Annotated in this window: 12 protein-coding genes; 7 read left to right on the top strand and 5 right to left on the bottom strand. The window is 69.7% G+C overall.

Translation table 11 applies throughout. The annotated features are described in order from the left end of the window. Positions 1–100 precede the first annotated feature (100 nt). The 7 genes from OG509_RS10515 (at position 101) to pgi (ending at position 9,160) form a co-directional block, all read left to right on the top strand. Positions 101–3,055 carry a M14 family zinc carboxypeptidase gene (locus tag OG509_RS10515; RefSeq protein ID WP_406181950.1) on the top strand — a complete coding sequence of 985 codons (2,955 nt, stop codon included), beginning with the start codon at positions 101–103 and terminating at the stop codon, positions 3,053–3,055. A 231-nt stretch (positions 3,056–3,286) separates the two neighbouring features. Beyond that, positions 3,287–4,294, top strand: coding sequence for a type I glyceraldehyde-3-phosphate dehydrogenase (gene gap, locus OG509_RS10510; protein WP_030160344.1), 1,008 nt, complete (start codon positions 3,287–3,289; stop codon positions 4,292–4,294). 144 nt (positions 4,295–4,438) lie between these two features. Then, entirely contained in the window at positions 4,439–5,650 is a 1,212-nt protein-coding gene (locus tag OG509_RS10505) for a phosphoglycerate kinase (RefSeq protein ID WP_406181947.1), read from the top strand. 6 nt (positions 5,651–5,656) lie between these two features. Beyond that, on the top strand, positions 5,657–6,433 hold the full coding sequence (tpiA, locus tag OG509_RS10500) for a triose-phosphate isomerase (RefSeq protein WP_406181945.1): 777 nt from the start codon (positions 5,657–5,659) through the stop codon (positions 6,431–6,433). Between the two features lie 151 nt (positions 6,434–6,584). Next, positions 6,585–6,806 carry a preprotein translocase subunit SecG gene (secG, locus tag OG509_RS10495; RefSeq protein ID WP_406187530.1) on the top strand — a complete coding sequence of 74 codons (222 nt, stop codon included), beginning with the start codon at positions 6,585–6,587 and terminating at the stop codon, positions 6,804–6,806. Between the two features lie 187 nt (positions 6,807–6,993). Next, a complete protein-coding gene (locus OG509_RS10490; RefSeq protein ID WP_010352468.1) occupies positions 6,994–7,329 on the top strand; it encodes an RNA polymerase-binding protein RbpA in 336 nt (111 codons plus the stop codon). Positions 7,330–7,504: 175 nt separating this feature from the next. Continuing rightward, the gene (pgi, locus tag OG509_RS10485) at positions 7,505–9,160 is read left to right on the top strand and encodes a glucose-6-phosphate isomerase (RefSeq protein ID WP_406187529.1); all 1,656 of its coding nucleotides are present in this window, start codon (positions 7,505–7,507) and stop codon (positions 9,158–9,160) included. A gap of 85 nt (positions 9,161–9,245) precedes the next feature. Here the strand turns inward: pgi and pgl are convergent, their stop codons facing one another. From pgl to tkt, 5 genes are all read right to left on the bottom strand, one after another. Next, positions 9,246–10,028, bottom strand: coding sequence for a 6-phosphogluconolactonase (pgl, locus tag OG509_RS10480; RefSeq protein WP_406187528.1), 783 nt, complete (start codon positions 10,026–10,028; stop codon positions 9,246–9,248). 86 nt (positions 10,029–10,114) lie between these two features. Next, a complete protein-coding gene (gene opcA, locus OG509_RS10475; RefSeq protein ID WP_406181943.1) occupies positions 10,115–11,149 on the bottom strand; it encodes a glucose-6-phosphate dehydrogenase assembly protein OpcA in 1,035 nt (344 codons plus the stop codon). After that, a complete protein-coding gene (gene zwf, locus OG509_RS10470) occupies positions 11,146–12,672 on the bottom strand; it encodes a glucose-6-phosphate dehydrogenase (RefSeq protein ID WP_328925079.1) in 1,527 nt (508 codons plus the stop codon). The genes opcA and zwf overlap by 4 nt, the downstream gene beginning before the upstream one ends. Before the next feature lie 5 nt (positions 12,673–12,677). After that, positions 12,678–13,796 (bottom strand): transaldolase, encoded by a 1,119-nt coding sequence (gene tal / locus OG509_RS10465; RefSeq protein ID WP_406181941.1) that lies wholly within the window; start codon positions 13,794–13,796, stop codon positions 12,678–12,680. A 35-nt stretch (positions 13,797–13,831) separates the two neighbouring features. Next, the gene (gene tkt, locus OG509_RS10460; RefSeq protein ID WP_406181939.1) at positions 13,832–15,937 is read right to left on the bottom strand and encodes a transketolase; all 2,106 of its coding nucleotides are present in this window, start codon (positions 15,935–15,937) and stop codon (positions 13,832–13,834) included. Between the last annotated feature and the right edge of the window lie 173 nt (positions 15,938–16,110).

Here is a 16,110-nt window from a genome sequence, read left to right as displayed (position 1 = left end):
GTGCGGGCCCCTTTGAGACACGCCCCATTGACATGAGCATCGCTTGATCGTGAGCCTGTCGTCCGAACGCTTTCGTGGCAGACGACGCCCAGGGGGGCACATGAGGCACCGCGCGAGATCGATCCTCGCCGCAAGCGCACTCGTCTTCGGAACCACACTGGCCGCCCTTCCGGCGGCCCACGCCCGGCCCGCCGCAGACGCCTCACCCGGCGCCGACGAGGTCCGGGTCTACGACGCGGACGTCACCAAGGAGCAGGTACCGCTGCTCCTCGCCGCGGGCCAGGACGCCCACGAGCTCACCGAGCGCGCCCCGGAGACCGGGACCGCCAAGGTCGAGCTGTTCCTCACCGGCGGCCAGGCCAAGGAGCTCGCCGGCCGGGGCGTCAAGCTCGCCGAGCGCAAGGTCCCGGCGAACGCGGCCCGTTCCGAGGCCGTCGGCGACGGGGTCTTCCGCCCGTACAGCGGCAAGGGCGGGCTCCAGGAGGAGATCCTCAAGACGGCCCAGGCCAACCCCGGCCTCGCCAAGGTGGTCTCCATCGGGAAGACCGTCCAGGGCAAGGACATCCTGGCCGTGAAGGTCACCAAGAACGCCCGCACCACCAAGGACGGCGGCAAGCCGTCCGTGCTCTACATGTCCAACCAGCACGCCCGCGAGTGGATCACCCCCGAGATGACCCGGCGGCTGATGCACCACACCCTCGACAGCTACGGCAAGGACCAGCGGATCACCAAGCTGGTGGACTCCACCGAGCTGTGGTTCCTGCTCTCCGCCAACCCGGACGGGTACGACTACACGCACTCCCCGGACGGCGACCGGCTGTGGCGCAAGAACCTGCGCGACAACAACGGCGACGGCAAGATCACCACCGGTGACGGCGTCGACCTCAACCGGAACTTCGCCTACAAGTGGGGCTACGACAACGAAGGTTCCTCGCCGAACCAGTCGAGTGAGACCTACCGCGGCACCAAGCCCTCCTCCGAGCCGGAGACCGTCGCCCTCGACAAGTTCGAGAAGCGCATCGGTTTCAAGTACGCCATCAACTACCACTCCGCCTCCGAGCTGCTGCTCTACGGCGTGGGCTGGCAGGTGGCCACGCCGACCCCCGACGACGTCGCCTACAAGGCGCTCGCCGGCACCCCGGAGAACTCCGCGATCCCGGGCTACTACCCCCAGATCTCCTCCGAGCTCTACACCACCAACGGCGAGGCCGACGGCCACGCCGCCAACGTCAACGGCGTCATGATGTTCACGCCGGAGATGACCACCTGCCAGACGGCCTCCGCGAGCGACCCGAACGACCGGTGGAAGCCCGAGGACTGCCGGTCCGGCTTCAACTTCCCGGACGACGAGAAGCTCATCCAGGCGGAGTTCGCGAAGAACGTCCCCTTCGCCCTCGCCGTCGGCGAGAGCGCCGCCCACCCGGACCAGCCGAAGTCCTCCGTCGGCCTGAGCGCCGCGGACTTCACCCTCGACCCCTTCGCCACCTCCTACGTGGCCAAGGGCGAGGACCAGACGGTCTCCGTCACCGCCCGCAAGGCGCTGAAGGACAAGCAGCTCAAGTTCCGCATCAACGGCGGCCGTACGCACGACGACGGACTGCGGGCCTGGAAGGGCGGCGACGTCTACGGCGGCGACGACAACAACTGGTTCGACGAGTACCGGGCGAAGGTCGACGGCGCCAAGCCGGGTGACAAGGTCGAGGTCTGGTTCACCGGCCGCGACGGCTCCGGCCGGCAGGTCTCCAGCGAGCACTTCACGTACACGGTGGCCGAGCGGCCGCGCGCCGACGTGCTGGTGATCGCCGAGGAGGGGGCCAAGGCCCAGCACGCGCAGGAGTACGTCGACGCCCTGCGCGCCAACGGGAAGTCCGCGGCGGTCTGGGACGTGGCCACGCAGGGCGCCCCGCACCACCTCGGCGTGCTCTCCCACTTCCGTACGGCCGTCCACTACACCGGCGCCAAGACCCCCGGCGGCGACACCCAGCTCGCCGTACGGGACTTCCTCAACGAGGGCGGCAAGCTGATCGAGGCCGGCGAGCTCGCGGGCGGCAACGCCCAGGTCGGCCGCGCCGTGACGGACGACTTCAGCCAGTACTACCTCGGCGCTTACAGCCGTACGAGCGCCCGCGGCGCGACCGGCTTCACCGGTACGGGTGCCCTCTCCGGCGCCAAGGGCGGCCTGGGCGACGCGGCGGGCAACCCGTTCAACGCCCCCGGCTCCTACGCGGTCACCTCCGACTCCCTGCCCGCGGCGCAGTTCCCGCAGTTCAAGAGCGCGCAGGCCGGCCAGTACGCCGGGGTCGTGAACCCGTACGCCCCCTACTCCGGTGCGGGGATGGCCGCGGCCACCCACGAGGACGACGAGTGGAAGCGGCTGACCCGCACCATCGACCTGACCAAGGTCACCGCCGCCGACCGGCCGCAGCTCAAGATGGCCCTCAACTGGAACACCGAGCAGGGCTACGACCACGCGATCCTGGAGGCCCACACCACCGGGGCCGAGGACTGGACCACGCTGCCCGAGGCGGGCGGCCTGACCGCCGCCGCCGTCCCGACGGAGTGCGAGGCCGGGTTCTACGTCAACGGCCACCCGTTCCTGAAGCACTACCTCACCCTCGACAGCGCCGGCTGCACCGCCGACGGCACCAGCGGCCAGTGGAACAGCTTCACCGGATCCTCCGACGGCTGGAAGCAGGTCGCCTTCGACCTGAGCGCGTACGCGGGCAAGACCGTCGAGGTCTCCCTCTCGTACGTCTCGGACGGCGGCTCCGGCGGCCGCGGCCTGTTCGCGGACGACGCGCGCGTCTCCGTCGGCGGAGCCGACCAGGCCGTGGAGGGGTTCGAGACCTCCCTGGGTGGCTGGACCGCCCAGGGCGCACCTGCCGGAAGTCCTGTCGTTCCCGGCGATTGGGCCCGGTCCGGCGAGCTGTTCAAGTCGTACGCCTCGGTCACTACGCGTAACACGGTGCTCCTCGGTTTCGGCCTCGAACACCTGCCGGCGGCGGCGGACCGAGCCGTACTCGTCGGTAAGGCGCTCAGGTCGCTGCACCGCTGATCATTCGAGCCCTCTTCGCTCACCCTGAGTGACGGGGGTCAAAGTCCCCGGGGTCCCGTGCCGAGCGCAGGGTGCGGGCTCCGGCGGCGGTCTCCCGTGTGGCAGGGGGAGTGTCAGGTCCCGGCCGATGTCACTCAAAAGCTCACGGAGAGGTAGGGTCGTAAGCGGTCGGGGACATCCCATACAGCTCGCCGGCGGGACAGGCCGGCGCACCAACGAGGAGATCGGTTCGTGACGATCCGCGTAGGCATCAATGGTTTTGGCCGAATTGGCCGCAACTACTTCCGGGCGCTCCTTGAGCAGGGAGCGGACATCGAGATCGTCGGTGTCAACGACCTGACTGACAACGCGACCCTGGTGCACCTGCTCAAGTACGACACCATCCTGGGCCGCCTCAAGGCCGAGGTCTCCCACACCGACGACACCATCACCGTCGGCGGCAACACCTTCAAGACGTTCGCCGAGCGTGACCCCGCGAACCTGCCCTGGGGCGAGCTCGGCGCGGACATCGTCATCGAGTCGACCGGCATCTTCACGAAGAAGGCCGACGCCGCCAAGCACATCGCCGCGGGCGCGAAGAAGGTCCTCATCTCGGCTCCGGCCAAGGACGAGGACATCACCATCGTGATGGGCGTCAACCAGGACAAGTACGACGCGGCCAACCACCACGTCATCTCCAACGCCTCCTGCACCACCAACTGCGTGGCGCCGATGGCCAAGGTTCTCGACGAGAACTTCGGCATCGTCAAGGGCATGATGACCACGGTCCACGCGTACACGAACGACCAGCGCATCCTGGACTTCCCGCACTCGGACCTGCGCCGCGCCCGCGCCGCCGCCGAGAACATCATCCCGACCTCGACGGGTGCCGCCAAGGCCACCGCTCTGGTCCTCCCGCAGCTCAAGGGCAAGCTGGACGGCATCGCCATGCGCGTCCCGGTCCCGACCGGCTCGGTCACCGACCTCGTCCTGGAGCTCTCTCGCGAGACCACCAAGGAAGAGATCAACGCCGCCTTCCAGAAGGCCGCCGAGGGCCAGCTCAAGGGCATCCTCGACTACACCGAGGACGCGATCGTCTCCTCCGACATCGTGAACTGGCCGGCTTCCTGCACCTTCGACTCCTCCCTGACCATGGTTCAGGACGGTACGCAGGTCAAGGTCGTCGGCTGGTACGACAACGAGTGGGGCTACTCCAACCGCCTCGTCGACCTGACCGTCTTCGTCGGCGGTCAGCTCTAAGTCTCAGGTAGCAGGGCCAGGCACCAAGATGTGAGGACAGGGTCCGGTCAGCGCGATGGAGCGCTGCACGGGCCCTGTCGTCTGCCTCCACCGATCGGCCCCGCACCGGCAGAACCCGTGTATGGGGATAAGGAGTAGAAACACATGAAGACGATCGACGAACTGCTCGCCGAAGGCGTGGCCGGCAAGCGGGTCTTCGTCCGCGCCGACCTCAACGTGCCGCTCGCGGGCGACACGATCACCGACGACGGTCGCATCCGCGCCGTGCAGCCGACCATCGCGAAGCTCGCCGAAGCCGGCGCCCGCGTGATCGTCGCCTCGCACCTGGGCCGCCCCAAGGGCGCCCCGGACCCGGCCTTCTCACTCGCTCCGGCCGCCAAGCGACTCGGTGAACTGCTCGGTGCGGACGTCGCGTTCGCCACCGACACCGTCGGCTCCTCCGCCAAGGAGACCGTCGCCGCCCTCGCCGACGGCCAGGTCGCCGTCATCGAGAACCTGCGCTTCAACGCCGGTGAGACCTCGAAGGACGACGCCGAGCGCGGCGCCTTCGCGGACCAGCTCGCCGAGCTCGCCGACGTCTACGTCGGCGACGGCTTCGGCGCCGTCCACCGCAAGCACGCCTCGGTCTTCGACCTGCCCGCGCGCCTCCCGCACGCGGCCGGCTACCTGATCGCCACCGAGGTCGGCGTCCTGAAGAAGCTGACCGCCGAGGTCAAGCGCCCGTACGTGGTCGTCCTCGGCGGTGCCAAGGTCTCCGACAAGCTGGCCGTCATCGACCAGCTGCTCGGCAAGGCCGACCGCATCCTCATCGGCGGCGGCATGGCGTACACCTTCCTCTACGCCAAGGGCTACGAGGTCGGCATCTCCCTGCTCCAGAAGGACCAGGTGGACGTCGTCAAGGAGTACATGGAGCGCGCCGAGAAGAGCGGCGTCGAGCTGGTCCTCCCGGTCGACATCCTGGCCTCGGCGGACTTCCCCGACCTCAAGGGCAAGACCCCGGCCGAGTTCATCACCGTCGACGCGGACAAGATCCCCGCCGACAAGGAGGGTCTGGACATCGGTCCCAAGACCCGTGAGCTGTACGCGTCGAAGATCGCCGACGCGGAGACCGTCTTCTGGAACGGTCCCGTGGGCGTCTTCGAGCACCCCGACTACGCCGGAGGCACCCGCGCCATCGCGCAGGCCCTCGTCGACAGCAACGCGTTCACCGTGGTCGGCGGCGGCGACTCCGCCGCGGCCGTGCGCACGCTCGGCTTCGACGAGAACGCATTCGGTCACATCTCGACCGGTGGCGGCGCCTCCCTCGAATACCTCGAGGGCAAGACGCTCCCCGGCCTCGCCGCACTGGAGGTCTGAACCCGTATGACCACGCGTACCCCGCTGATGGCGGGCAATTGGAAGATGAACCTCAACCACCTTGAGGCCATCGCGCACGTCCAGAAGCTCGCCTTCGCGCTCGCCGACAAGGACTACGACGCCGTCGAGGTGGCGGTCCTGCCGCCCTTCGTCGACCTGCGCTCGGTCCAGACCCTGGTCGACGGCGACAAGCTGAAGATCAAGTACGGCGCCCAGGACATCTCGGCGCACGACTCCGGTGCCTACACCGGCGAGATCTCCGGCTCGATGCTCGCGAAGCTGAAGTGCACGTACGTGGCCGTCGGCCACAGCGAGCGCCGCCAGTACCACGGCGAGAGCGACGAGCTCTGCAACGCCAAGGTCAAGGCCGCCTACCAGCACGGGATCACCCCGATCCTGTGCGTCGGCGAGGGCCTGGACGTCCGCAAGGCCGGCCGGCAGGTCCCGTACACGCTCGCGCAGGTCGACGGCAGCCTCAAGGACATTCCGGCCGAGCAGGTCGAGTCCATCGTGATCGCGTACGAGCCCGTCTGGGCGATCGGGACCGGCGAGGTCGCCACCCCCGAGGACGCGCAGGAGGTCTGCGGGGCGATCCGCACCCGCCTCGCCGAGCTGTACTCCCAGGAGCTGGCCGACAAGGTCCGCATCCAGTACGGCGGCTCCGTGAAGTCCGGCAACATCGCGGCGATCATGGCCCAGCCCGACGTCGACGGCGCCCTGATCGGCGGCGCGGCGCTGGACGCGGAGGAATTCGTGAAGATCGTCCGCTTCCGCGACCAGTGACCTGCGTGATCGTCGCAGTGAGTATGCGGTAGGACGGATCCGTCGTACCCTTGCGGGGGCCAGGAGGCTGAACCACCAGCCACTGGCCCCCGCGCACGTCAAGCAGAGCCGGACAGCCAGAAAAGCCAGAAAGTAGGAATCAGCCGTGATTATGGGGTTCTCGATCGCCCTGATCGTCTTCAGCGCCCTGCTGATGCTGCTCGTGCTGATGCACAAGGGCAAGGGCGGCGGCCTTTCCGACATGTTCGGCGGCGGCATGCAGTCCTCCGTCGGCGGCTCCTCGGTCGCGGAGCGCAACCTGGACCGGATCACCGTCGTGGTCGGTCTGCTCTGGTTCGCCTGCATCATGACGCTCGGGATTCTGCTGAAGTAGCGAAGCCGACGGTTCTGGCCATTCCGCCGGACCGGTCGGCTCCACCCCGCCTATCATGAGGACGGCGTCCACGGCCTGGAGTGAGTAACTCCATGTGATGGACGTGCGTTGGGCCTTACGTAGACTGGGGCGCCCGCAGCGGAATCCACTCACGCTTCGCGGCACCATCACGCAGGGAGTTACGACCGTGGCAAGTGGCAACGCGATCCGTGGCAGTCGGGTCGGAGCGGGGCCGATGGGTGAGGCCGAGCGCGGCGAGTCCGCGCCCCGCCTGCGCATCTCCTTCTGGTGCTCGAACGGGCACGAGACGCAGCCGAGCTTCGCCAGCGACGCGCAGGTGCCGGACACCTGGGACTGCCCGCGCTGCGGGTTCCCGGCCGGCCAGGACCGGGACAACCCGCCCGCGCCGCCGCGCACCGAGCCCTACAAGACGCACCTGGCGTACGTGCGGGAGCGGCGGTCGGACGCCGACGGCGAGGCCATCCTCGCCGAGGCGCTCGCCAAGCTCCGCGGCGAGATCTGACGGACGCAAGAGTGACGGTGTGACACCGGGCCCGACCCGCAGGAGTCTTCTCCAGCGGGCCGGGCCCCTTTGCGTACCCCGCGCCGAAGGCGCTGTCCGGCACACCCCCCTTTGATCCCTTAAGTTGGTGATCGGCGGGGCACGACAGGACGGAAGAAACGGGTTGATGTCCGAGATGAACGCAGACAGCCGTACGAGGCTCAACCGGACGCCCGAGTGGATGGCACTCGGCAAGCACCGCGAAGAGCTGGGGCAGACGCACCTGCGTGAGCTGTTCGCGGCGGATCCGAACCGGGGAACGGGTTACACGCTGCGGGTCGGGGACCTGTACATCGACTACTCGAAGCACCTGGTGACCGACCAGACGCTGGAGTTGCTGCGCGAGCTGGCGGCAGCGACGGGCGTGGCCGAGCTGCGCGAGGCGATGTTCCGCGGCGAGAAGATCAACACGACCGAGGACCGGGCGGTCCTGCACACCGCCCTGCGCGCGCCGAAGGGCGCGGTGGTCGAGGTGGACGGCGAGAACGTCGTCCCCGAGGTGCACGCCGTCCTCGACAAGATGGCGGCCTTCTCCGACCAGGTCCGGTCGGGGGAGTGGACCGGTTTCACCGGCAAGCGCATCACGAACGTGGTCAACATCGGCATCGGCGGCTCCGACCTGGGCCCGGCGATGGCGTACGAGGCGCTGCGCGCGTTCACCGACCGGGCGCTGACCGTACGGTTCGTGTCCAACGTGGACGGCGCCGACCTGCACGAGGCCGTACGGGACCTGGACCCGGAGCGGACGCTGTTCGTCATCGCCTCCAAGACCTTCACCACCATCGAGACCATCACCAACGCCGAGTCGGCGCGGGAGTGGCTGCTGGCGGGTCTGGGCGGTGACACGGCGGCCGTGGCACGGCACTTCGTGGCGCTGTCGACCAACGCGGAGAAGGTCACCGCGTTCGGCATCGATCCGGCCAACATGTTCGGGTTCTGGGACTGGGTCGGCGGGCGCTACTCCTTCGACTCCGCGATCGGGCTCTCGCTGATGATCGCGATCGGGCCGGACGCCTTCCGGGAGATGCTGGGCGGCTTCCGGACGGTGGACGAGCACTTCCGCACGGCCCCGCCGGAGCAGAACGCACCGCTCCTGATGGGCCTGTTGGGGATCTGGTACGGGGCCTTCTTCGACGCGCAGTCGCACGCGGTCCTGCCGTACAGCCACTACCTCTCCCGCTTCACCGCGTACCTCCAGCAGCTGGACATGGAGTCCAACGGCAAGTCCGTGGACCGGGACGGCAATCCGGTGGACTGGCAGACCGGTCCGGTGGTGTGGGGCACGCCCGGCACCAACGGGCAGCACGCGTACTACCAGTTGATCCACCAGGGCACGAAGGTGATCCCGGCGGACTTCATCGGCTTCGCCCGGCCGGTCGGCGAACTGCCGCCGACCCTCGCGGACCAGCACGACCTGCTGATGGCGAACTTCTTCGCGCAGACGCAGGCGCTGGCCTTCGGCAAGACGCCGGAGGAGGTCCGCGCGGAGGGCGTGGCGGAGCCCCTGGTCCCGCACAAGACCTTCAAGGGGAACCACCCGACGACGACGATCCTGGCGCAGGACTTCACCCCGGCGGTGCTGGGCCAGCTGATCGCGCTGTACGAGCACAAGGTGTTCGTCCAGGGCGCCGTGTGGAACATCGACTCCTTCGACCAGTGGGGCGTGGAGCTCGGCAAGGTCCTCGCGAAGCGGGTCGAGCCGGCGCTGACGGACGGCGCGGAGGTGCCGGGGCTGGACGCCTCGTCGAAGGCCCTCGTGGCCACCTACCGGGAGCTGCGCGGCCGCGGCTGAGCCCGGAGGCCCGCCCACGGATGCGCAAAAGGGCCCGCTCCCGGTTCGGGGGCGGGCCCTTCGGCCGTGTGCGTACGGGGCCGGGTCAGGAGGCGGCCGGCGGGTACAGGCCCGTCGGGAGCTTCGCCGCGGCCGCGCGGTCGAGCAGCCACAGGGTGCGGGAGCGGCCGTACGCCTGCGCGGCGGGGGCCTGGACGGCGCCCGCACCGCCGAGGGCGATGGCCACCGCCCCGGCCTTGTCCTCGCCCGCCGCCAGCAGCCAGACCTCGCGGGCCGCCCGGATGGCCGGGAGGGTCAGGGAGATCCGGGTGGGCGGCGGCTTGGGCGCGCCGTGCACGCCGACGACCGTGCGGTCGGTCTCGCGGGAGGCCGGGTGCTCGGGGAAGAGCGAGGCGATGTGGGTGTCCGGGCCGACGCCCAGCATCAGGACGTCGAAGGTGGGGACCGGCCCGTGGTCCTCGGGCCCGGCGGCCTTCGCCAGCTCGGCCGCGTAGGAGGCGGCCGCGGCGTCCACGTCCGCCCCGTACGGGCCGTCGGAGGCGGGCATCGCGTGCACGCGCGCCGGGTCGACCGGGACGGAGTCCAGGAGGGCCTCACGGGCCTGGGTGTGGTTGCGCTCGGGGTCGTCGGCGGGGACGTAGCGCTCGTCGCCCCACCAGAGGTCGATCCGCGACCAGTCGACGGCGTCCCGGGCCGGGGCCGTGGCCAGCGCGGCGAGGAGGCCGTTGCCGTTGCGGCCGCCGGTGAGGACGACGGAGGCGCTGCCGCGGGCGGCTTGCGCGTCGACGATTTTGGTGATGAGCCGGGCCGCCGCGGCCTGGGCCATCAGCTCCTTGTCCCGGTGGACGACGACCTGGGGAGTCGTCATTCCCATTGCTGCCGCCTTGTCGATCGTGGGTGCGGGGTCCGCTGCGCGGGGCGGGAAGAGATCCCGCCCCGCGCAGCGGGTACTGGCTACTTGGCCGGGGCCTTCTTCGCGGGCTTCGCCGCAGGCTTCGCGGCCGGGGTCTCGGCCTTGGCCGGAGCGGCCTCGGCCTTGCCCGGAGCGGGGACCGCAGGCGCCGCCGCGGCCAGCTTGGCCACGCCGAACTTCAGCGCGGCCTCGTAGGTGTTGTCCGGGTCCAGCCGGCGCAGCTCCTCCGCCAGGAGCTCGGCCGTGTCCCGGCGCTTGAGCGCCACCGCACGGTCGGGCTGCCCCGGCATGCACAGCGTCGCCAGCGAGCCGTCCGCCCGGTCCAGGACGATGTCCCCGTCCTTGGTCTCCAGCCGGACCGAGGTCAGGCCGGGACCGCCCGAGACCGTACGCCGGACGGGCACCTGGAGGCGGTCCGCCAGCCACATGGCCAGCAGCTCGCAGCTCGGGTTCTCGTCCTCGCCCTCGACGACCACCGAGGCGACCTTGACTGACTGCTGGTCCAGCGCGGCGGCCAGCATCGAGCGCCACGGCGTGATCCGGGTCCAGGACAGGTCCGTGTCACCCGGGGCGTAGGCCGCGGCCCGCTGCCCGAGCCCCTGCTCCGGGTTCTCGCAGGCGTACGTGTCCGAGATCCGGCGCTGTCCGAGCGCACCCAGCGGATCGCCCGCCAGGTCCGACGGGGCACCGTCCGGCCACCAGACCACGACGGGCGCGTCCGGCAGGAGGAGCGGGAGAACCACTGACTGGGCGTGGTCTACCAGTTCACCGTGAAGGCGGAGCACCACCGTCTCACCGGTGCCGGCGTCCGCCCCGACGCGGACTTCCGCGTCGAGACGGGCGTCGCGGCGGCTGCGCGGCGAGCGGCTGACCCGCTTGATGACGACGACGATCCGCGAAGGGTGTTCGTGGGACGCGTCGTTCGCCGACTTGAGCGCGTCGTACGCGTTCTCTTCGTCGGTCACGATCACCAGCGTGAGGACCATGCCGATGGCCGGCGTGCCGATGTCCCGGCGCGCCTGCACCAACGCGGCGTTGATCTTGCTGGAGGTGGTCTCCGTGAGGTCGATCTTCATGGCCGGCGCCAGCTCCGTCCGTCTCGTGCGAGCATCTCGTCCGCCTCGACCGGGCCCCAGGTTCCCGCCGGGTACTGCGCGGGCTTGCCGTGCTTGTCCCAGTACTCCTCGATCGGGTCGAGGATGTTCCAGGACAGCTCGACCTCCTGGTGGCGCGGGAAGAGGTTCGCGTCACCCAGCAGGACGTCGAGGATCAGCCGCTCGTACGCCTCGGGGCTCGACTCCGTGAAGGACTCGCCGTACGCGAAGTCCATCGTCACGTCCCGGACCTCCATGGAGGTGCCCGGAACCTTGGAGCCGAAGCGCACCGTCACGCCCTCGTCCGGCTGGACCCGGATGACCAGGGCGTTCTGCCCCAGCTCCTCGGTCGCGCCCGACTCGAACGGCAGGTACGGGGCCCGCTTGAAGACGACCGCGATCTCGGTCACCCGGCGGCCCAGGCGCTTGCCGGTCCGCAGGTAGAACGGGACGCCCGCCCAGCGGCGGTTGTTGATCTCCAGGCGGATGGCCGCGTAGGTGTCGGTCTTCGACTTGGGGTCGATGCCGTCCTCTTCGAGGTACCCGACGACCTTCTCGCCGCCCTGCCACGCCGCCGAGTACTGGCCGCGCACGGTGTGCTTGCCCAGGTCCTCGGGGAGCTCGACGGCCGTGAGGACCTTGAGCTTCTCCGCCACCAGCGCCTTGGGGTGGAAGGAGCCGGGCTCCTCCATCGCGGTCAGCGCGAGCAGCTGCAGCAGGTGGTTCTGGATGACGTCGCGGGCCGCGCCGATGCCGTCGTAGTACCCGGCCCGACCGCCGATGCCGATGTCCTCGGCCATGGTGATCTGCACGTGGTCGACGTAGGACCGGTTCCAGATCGGCTCGAACATCGTGTTGGCGAAGCGGAGCGCCAGGATGTTCTGGACGGTCTCCTTGCCGAGGTAGTGGTCGATCCGGAAGACCTCGTCCCGCGGGAAGACCTCGTGGACGACCTTGTTGAGCTCCTCGGCGCTCTTCAGGTCGTGCCCGAAGGGCTTCTCGATGACGGCACGCCGCCAGGAGCCCTCCTTCTGCGCCAGCCCGTGGTTCTTGAGCTGCTGGACCACCTTGGGGAAGAACTTCGGCGGCACGGACAGGTAGAAGGCGAAATTGCCGCCCGTGCCCTGTGCCTTGTCCAGGTCGTCGATCGTGGACTTCAGGGTCTCGAACGCCGCGTCGTCGTCGAAATCGCCCTGCACGAAGCGGCAGCCCTGCACCAGCTGCTGCCAGACCTCCTCCCGGAAGGGGGTGCGCGAGTGCTGCTTGACGGCCTCGTACACCTCCTGGGCGAAGTCCTCGTGCTCCCATTCACGGCGGGCGAAGCCGATCAGCGAGAAGCCCGGCGGCAGCAGCCCCCGGTTCGCCAGGTCGTAGATGGCGGGCATCAGCTTCTTGCGCGACAGGTCACCCGTAACGCCGAAAATGACCAGGCCGGACGGCCCCGCGATACGCGGGAGCCGCCGGTCCTGTGCGTCACGAAGCGGGTTCGCTCCGTTCACAGACAAAGTGTTCAGGCCTCCGTGGGGGCAAGGCGCTCAAGCTCCGCCTCGGTGGACTTCAGCAGGTCGTTCCAGGACGCCTCGAACTTCTCGACGCCCTCGTCTTCGAGCAGCTGCACCACATCGTCGTACGAGATGCCCAGCTTCGCGACCGCGTCGAGCTCGGCGCGGGACTGGTCGTACGTGGCGCGCACGGTGTCACCCGTGATCTCACCGTGGTCGGCGGTGGCCTCCAGGGTGGCCTCCGGCATGGTGTTCACCGTGTTCGGGGCGACCAGGTCGACCACGTACAGGGTGTCCTTGTACGCCGGGTCCTTGACGCCCGTCGAGGCCCACAGCGCACGCTGCTTGTTGGCGCCGACGCGCTCCAGGGCGTTCCACCGGTCGGAGGAGAACACCTCTTCGTAGGCCTCGTAGGCCAGACGGGCGTTGGCGAGGGCCGCCTTGCCCTTCAGGGCCTTCGCCTCGTCGGTGCCGACGGCGTCCAGGCGCTTGTCGATCTCGCTGTCCACGCGGGACACGAAGAAGGAGGCGACCGAGTGGATCAGCGAGAGGTCCAGGCCCGCGGACTTGGCCTTCTCCAGACCCGCCAGGTACGCGTCCATGACCTCGCGGTAGCGCTCCAGCGAGAAGATCAGCGTGACGTTGACGCTGATGCCCTTGCCGATGACCTCGGTGATCGCCGGCAGGCCGGCCTTGGTCGCCGGGATCTTGATCAGCGTGTTCGGGCGGTCCACCAGCCAGGCCAGCTGCTTGGCCTCGGCGATCGTCGCCGTGGTGTTGTGGGCCAGCCGCGGGTCGACCTCGATGGAGACCCGGCCGTCCTGGCCGTCGGTGCTGTCGTAGACCGGGCGCAGGATGTCGGCGGCGTCGCGGACGTCCGCCGTCGTGATCATGCGGATGGCCTCGTCGACGGTGACCTTGCGGGCGGCGAGGTCGGCGAGCTGCTGCTCGTAGCCGTCGCCGCTGCTGATCGCCTTCTGGAAGATCGACGGGTTGGTGGTGACACCGACCACGTGCGACTGGTCGATGAGCTCGGCCAGGTTGCCGGACGTGATGCGCTTGCGGGACAGGTCGTCCAGCCAGATCGCCACGCCCTCGTCGGAGAGGCGCTTGAGTGCGTCTGTCATGGGAATTGCATCTCCTACTGGTTCGTGTACCGGTGTCAGCGCGCGGCGGCGGTGATGCCACCGATTTCATCGAGAGAAGCCTTGGCGGCGGCGGTGACGGCCTCGGGGGTGAAGCCGAACTCGCGGAAGAGCACCTTGGCGTCGGCGGAGGCGCCGAAGTGCTCCAGCGAGACGATCCGGCCGGCGTCGCCGACGTAGCGGTGCCAGGTCAGGCCGACCCCGGCCTCGACCGCGACGCGGGCCTTGACGGACGGCGGCAGGACGCTGTCCTTGTACGCCTGGTCCTGCTCCTCGAACCACTCGACGGACGGCATCGAGACGACGCGGGCCGGGATGCCCTCGGCCTGCAGCGCCTCGCGCGCGGCGACGGCGAGCTGGACCTCGGAGCCGGTGCCGATGAGGACGACCTGGGCGTCGCCACCCTCAGCCTCGAAGAGCACGTACCCGCCCTTGGCGGCGTCCTCGTTGCGCTCGTACGTCGGCACGCCCTGGCGGGTCAGCGCCAGACCGTGCGGGGCGCCCTTGCCGAACACCTTGGTGTGGCGGCGCAGGATCTCGCGCCAGGCGATGACGGTCTCGTTCGCGTCGGCCGGGCGGACCACGTTCAGGCCCGGGATGGCGCGCAGCGAGGCGAGGTGCTCGATCGGCTGGTGCGTCGGGCCGTCCTCGCCGAGGCCGATGGAGTCGTGCGTCCACACGTACGTGACCGGCACGTGCATCAGCGCGGACAGGCGGACGGCGTTGCGCATGTAGTCGGAGAACACCAGGAAGGTGCCGCCGTAGATGCGGGTGTGGCCGTGCAGCGCGATGCCGTTCATGGTCGCGGCCATGGCGTGCTCGCGGATGCCGAAGTGGACGGTGCGACCGTACGGGTCGGCCTCCGGCAGCGGGTTGCCCTTCGGGAGGAAGGACGAGTGCTTGTCGATCGTGGTGTTGTTGGAGCCGGCCAGGTCGGCCGAGCCGCCCCACAGCTCCGGGATGACCGAGCCGAGCGCTTCGAGGACCTTGCCGGAGGCCGCGCGGGTGGCGACGCCCTTGCCGGTCTCGAAGGCGGGGAGCTTGTCCTCCCAGCCGGCGGGCAGCTCGTTGGCGTTGATGCGGTCGAACTCGGCGGCGCGCTCCGGGTTGGCGGTGTGCCAGGCGGAGAAGTCCTTCTCCCAGGCGGCCTTGGCCTCGCGGCCGCGGTCCAGCGCCTTGCGGGTGTGCGCGAGGACCTCGGCGGAGACGTCGAAGCTCTTCTCCGGGTCGAAGCCGAGGACGCGCTTGGTGGCGGCGACCTCGTCGTCACCGAGGGCCGAGCCGTGCGAGGCCTCGGTGCCCTGGGCGTGCGGGGCCGGCCAGGCGATGATCGAGCGCATCGCGATGAAGGACGGGCGCCCGGTCTCGGCCTTGGCCGCGGCCAGGGCCTCGAACAGCGCCTTCGGGTCGAGGTCGCCGTTCGGCTGCTGAGCGACGCGCTGGACGTGCCAGCCGTACGCCTCGTACCGCTTGAGGGTGTCCTCCGAGACGGCCGTCTCGGTGTCGCCCTCGATGGAGATGTGGTTGTCGTCCCACAGCAGCACCAGGTTGCCGAGCTTCTGGTGGCCGGCCAGGGCGGACGCCTCGTGGGAGATGCCCTCCTGGAGGCAGCCGTCGCCCGCGATCGCGTAGACCATGTGGTCGAAGGGGGAGGCGCCCGGGGCGGCCTCCGGGTCGAACAGGCCGCGCTCGTAGCGGGCGGCCATGGCCATGCCCACCGCGTTGGCGATGCCCTGGCCCAGCGGGCCGGTGGTGGTCTCGACGCCGGCCGTGTGGCCGTACTCCGGGTGGCCGGGGGTCTTGGAACCCCAGGTGCGGAAGGCTTCGAGGTCGGCGAGCTCCAGGCCGAAGCCGCCGAGGTAGAGCTGGGTGTAAAGAGTGAGGGACGAGTGCCCCGCGGAAAGCACGAAACGGTCGCGGCCCACCCACTCGGGGTCCGCCGGGTCGTGCCGCATCACCTTCTGGAAGAGGGTGTACGCGGCGGGGGCCAGGCTCATCGCCGTACCGGGGTGGCCGTTACCCACCTTCTGGACGGCGTCGGCGGCCAGGATGCGGGCGGTGTCGACGGCCCGCTGGTCGAGATCGGTCCAGTCGAGCTCTGTGGTCGTCGGCTTGGTGCTCACCGTGGGTCAGGGCTCCTCTCCACATGTCTGTTACCCGGTGACGAACGGTGCACCGGCGCGATTCCGAGCCTACCCCCGTGACGGCGTGCAGCTATTCGAGTGCCCGCAGTCCGTCATGACGTCGGCGGCTCCGATCGGACCAACACGAGGCGACCCCCGCGCGGGGCGACGTA

The organism is Streptomyces sp. NBC_01006 (assembly GCF_045162725.1).
Lineage (GTDB): Bacteria > Actinomycetota > Actinomycetes > Streptomycetales > Streptomycetaceae > Streptomyces.
Note: the sequence above shows the minus strand (reverse complement) of the source record. Positions and strands in the feature narration are given on the sequence as shown.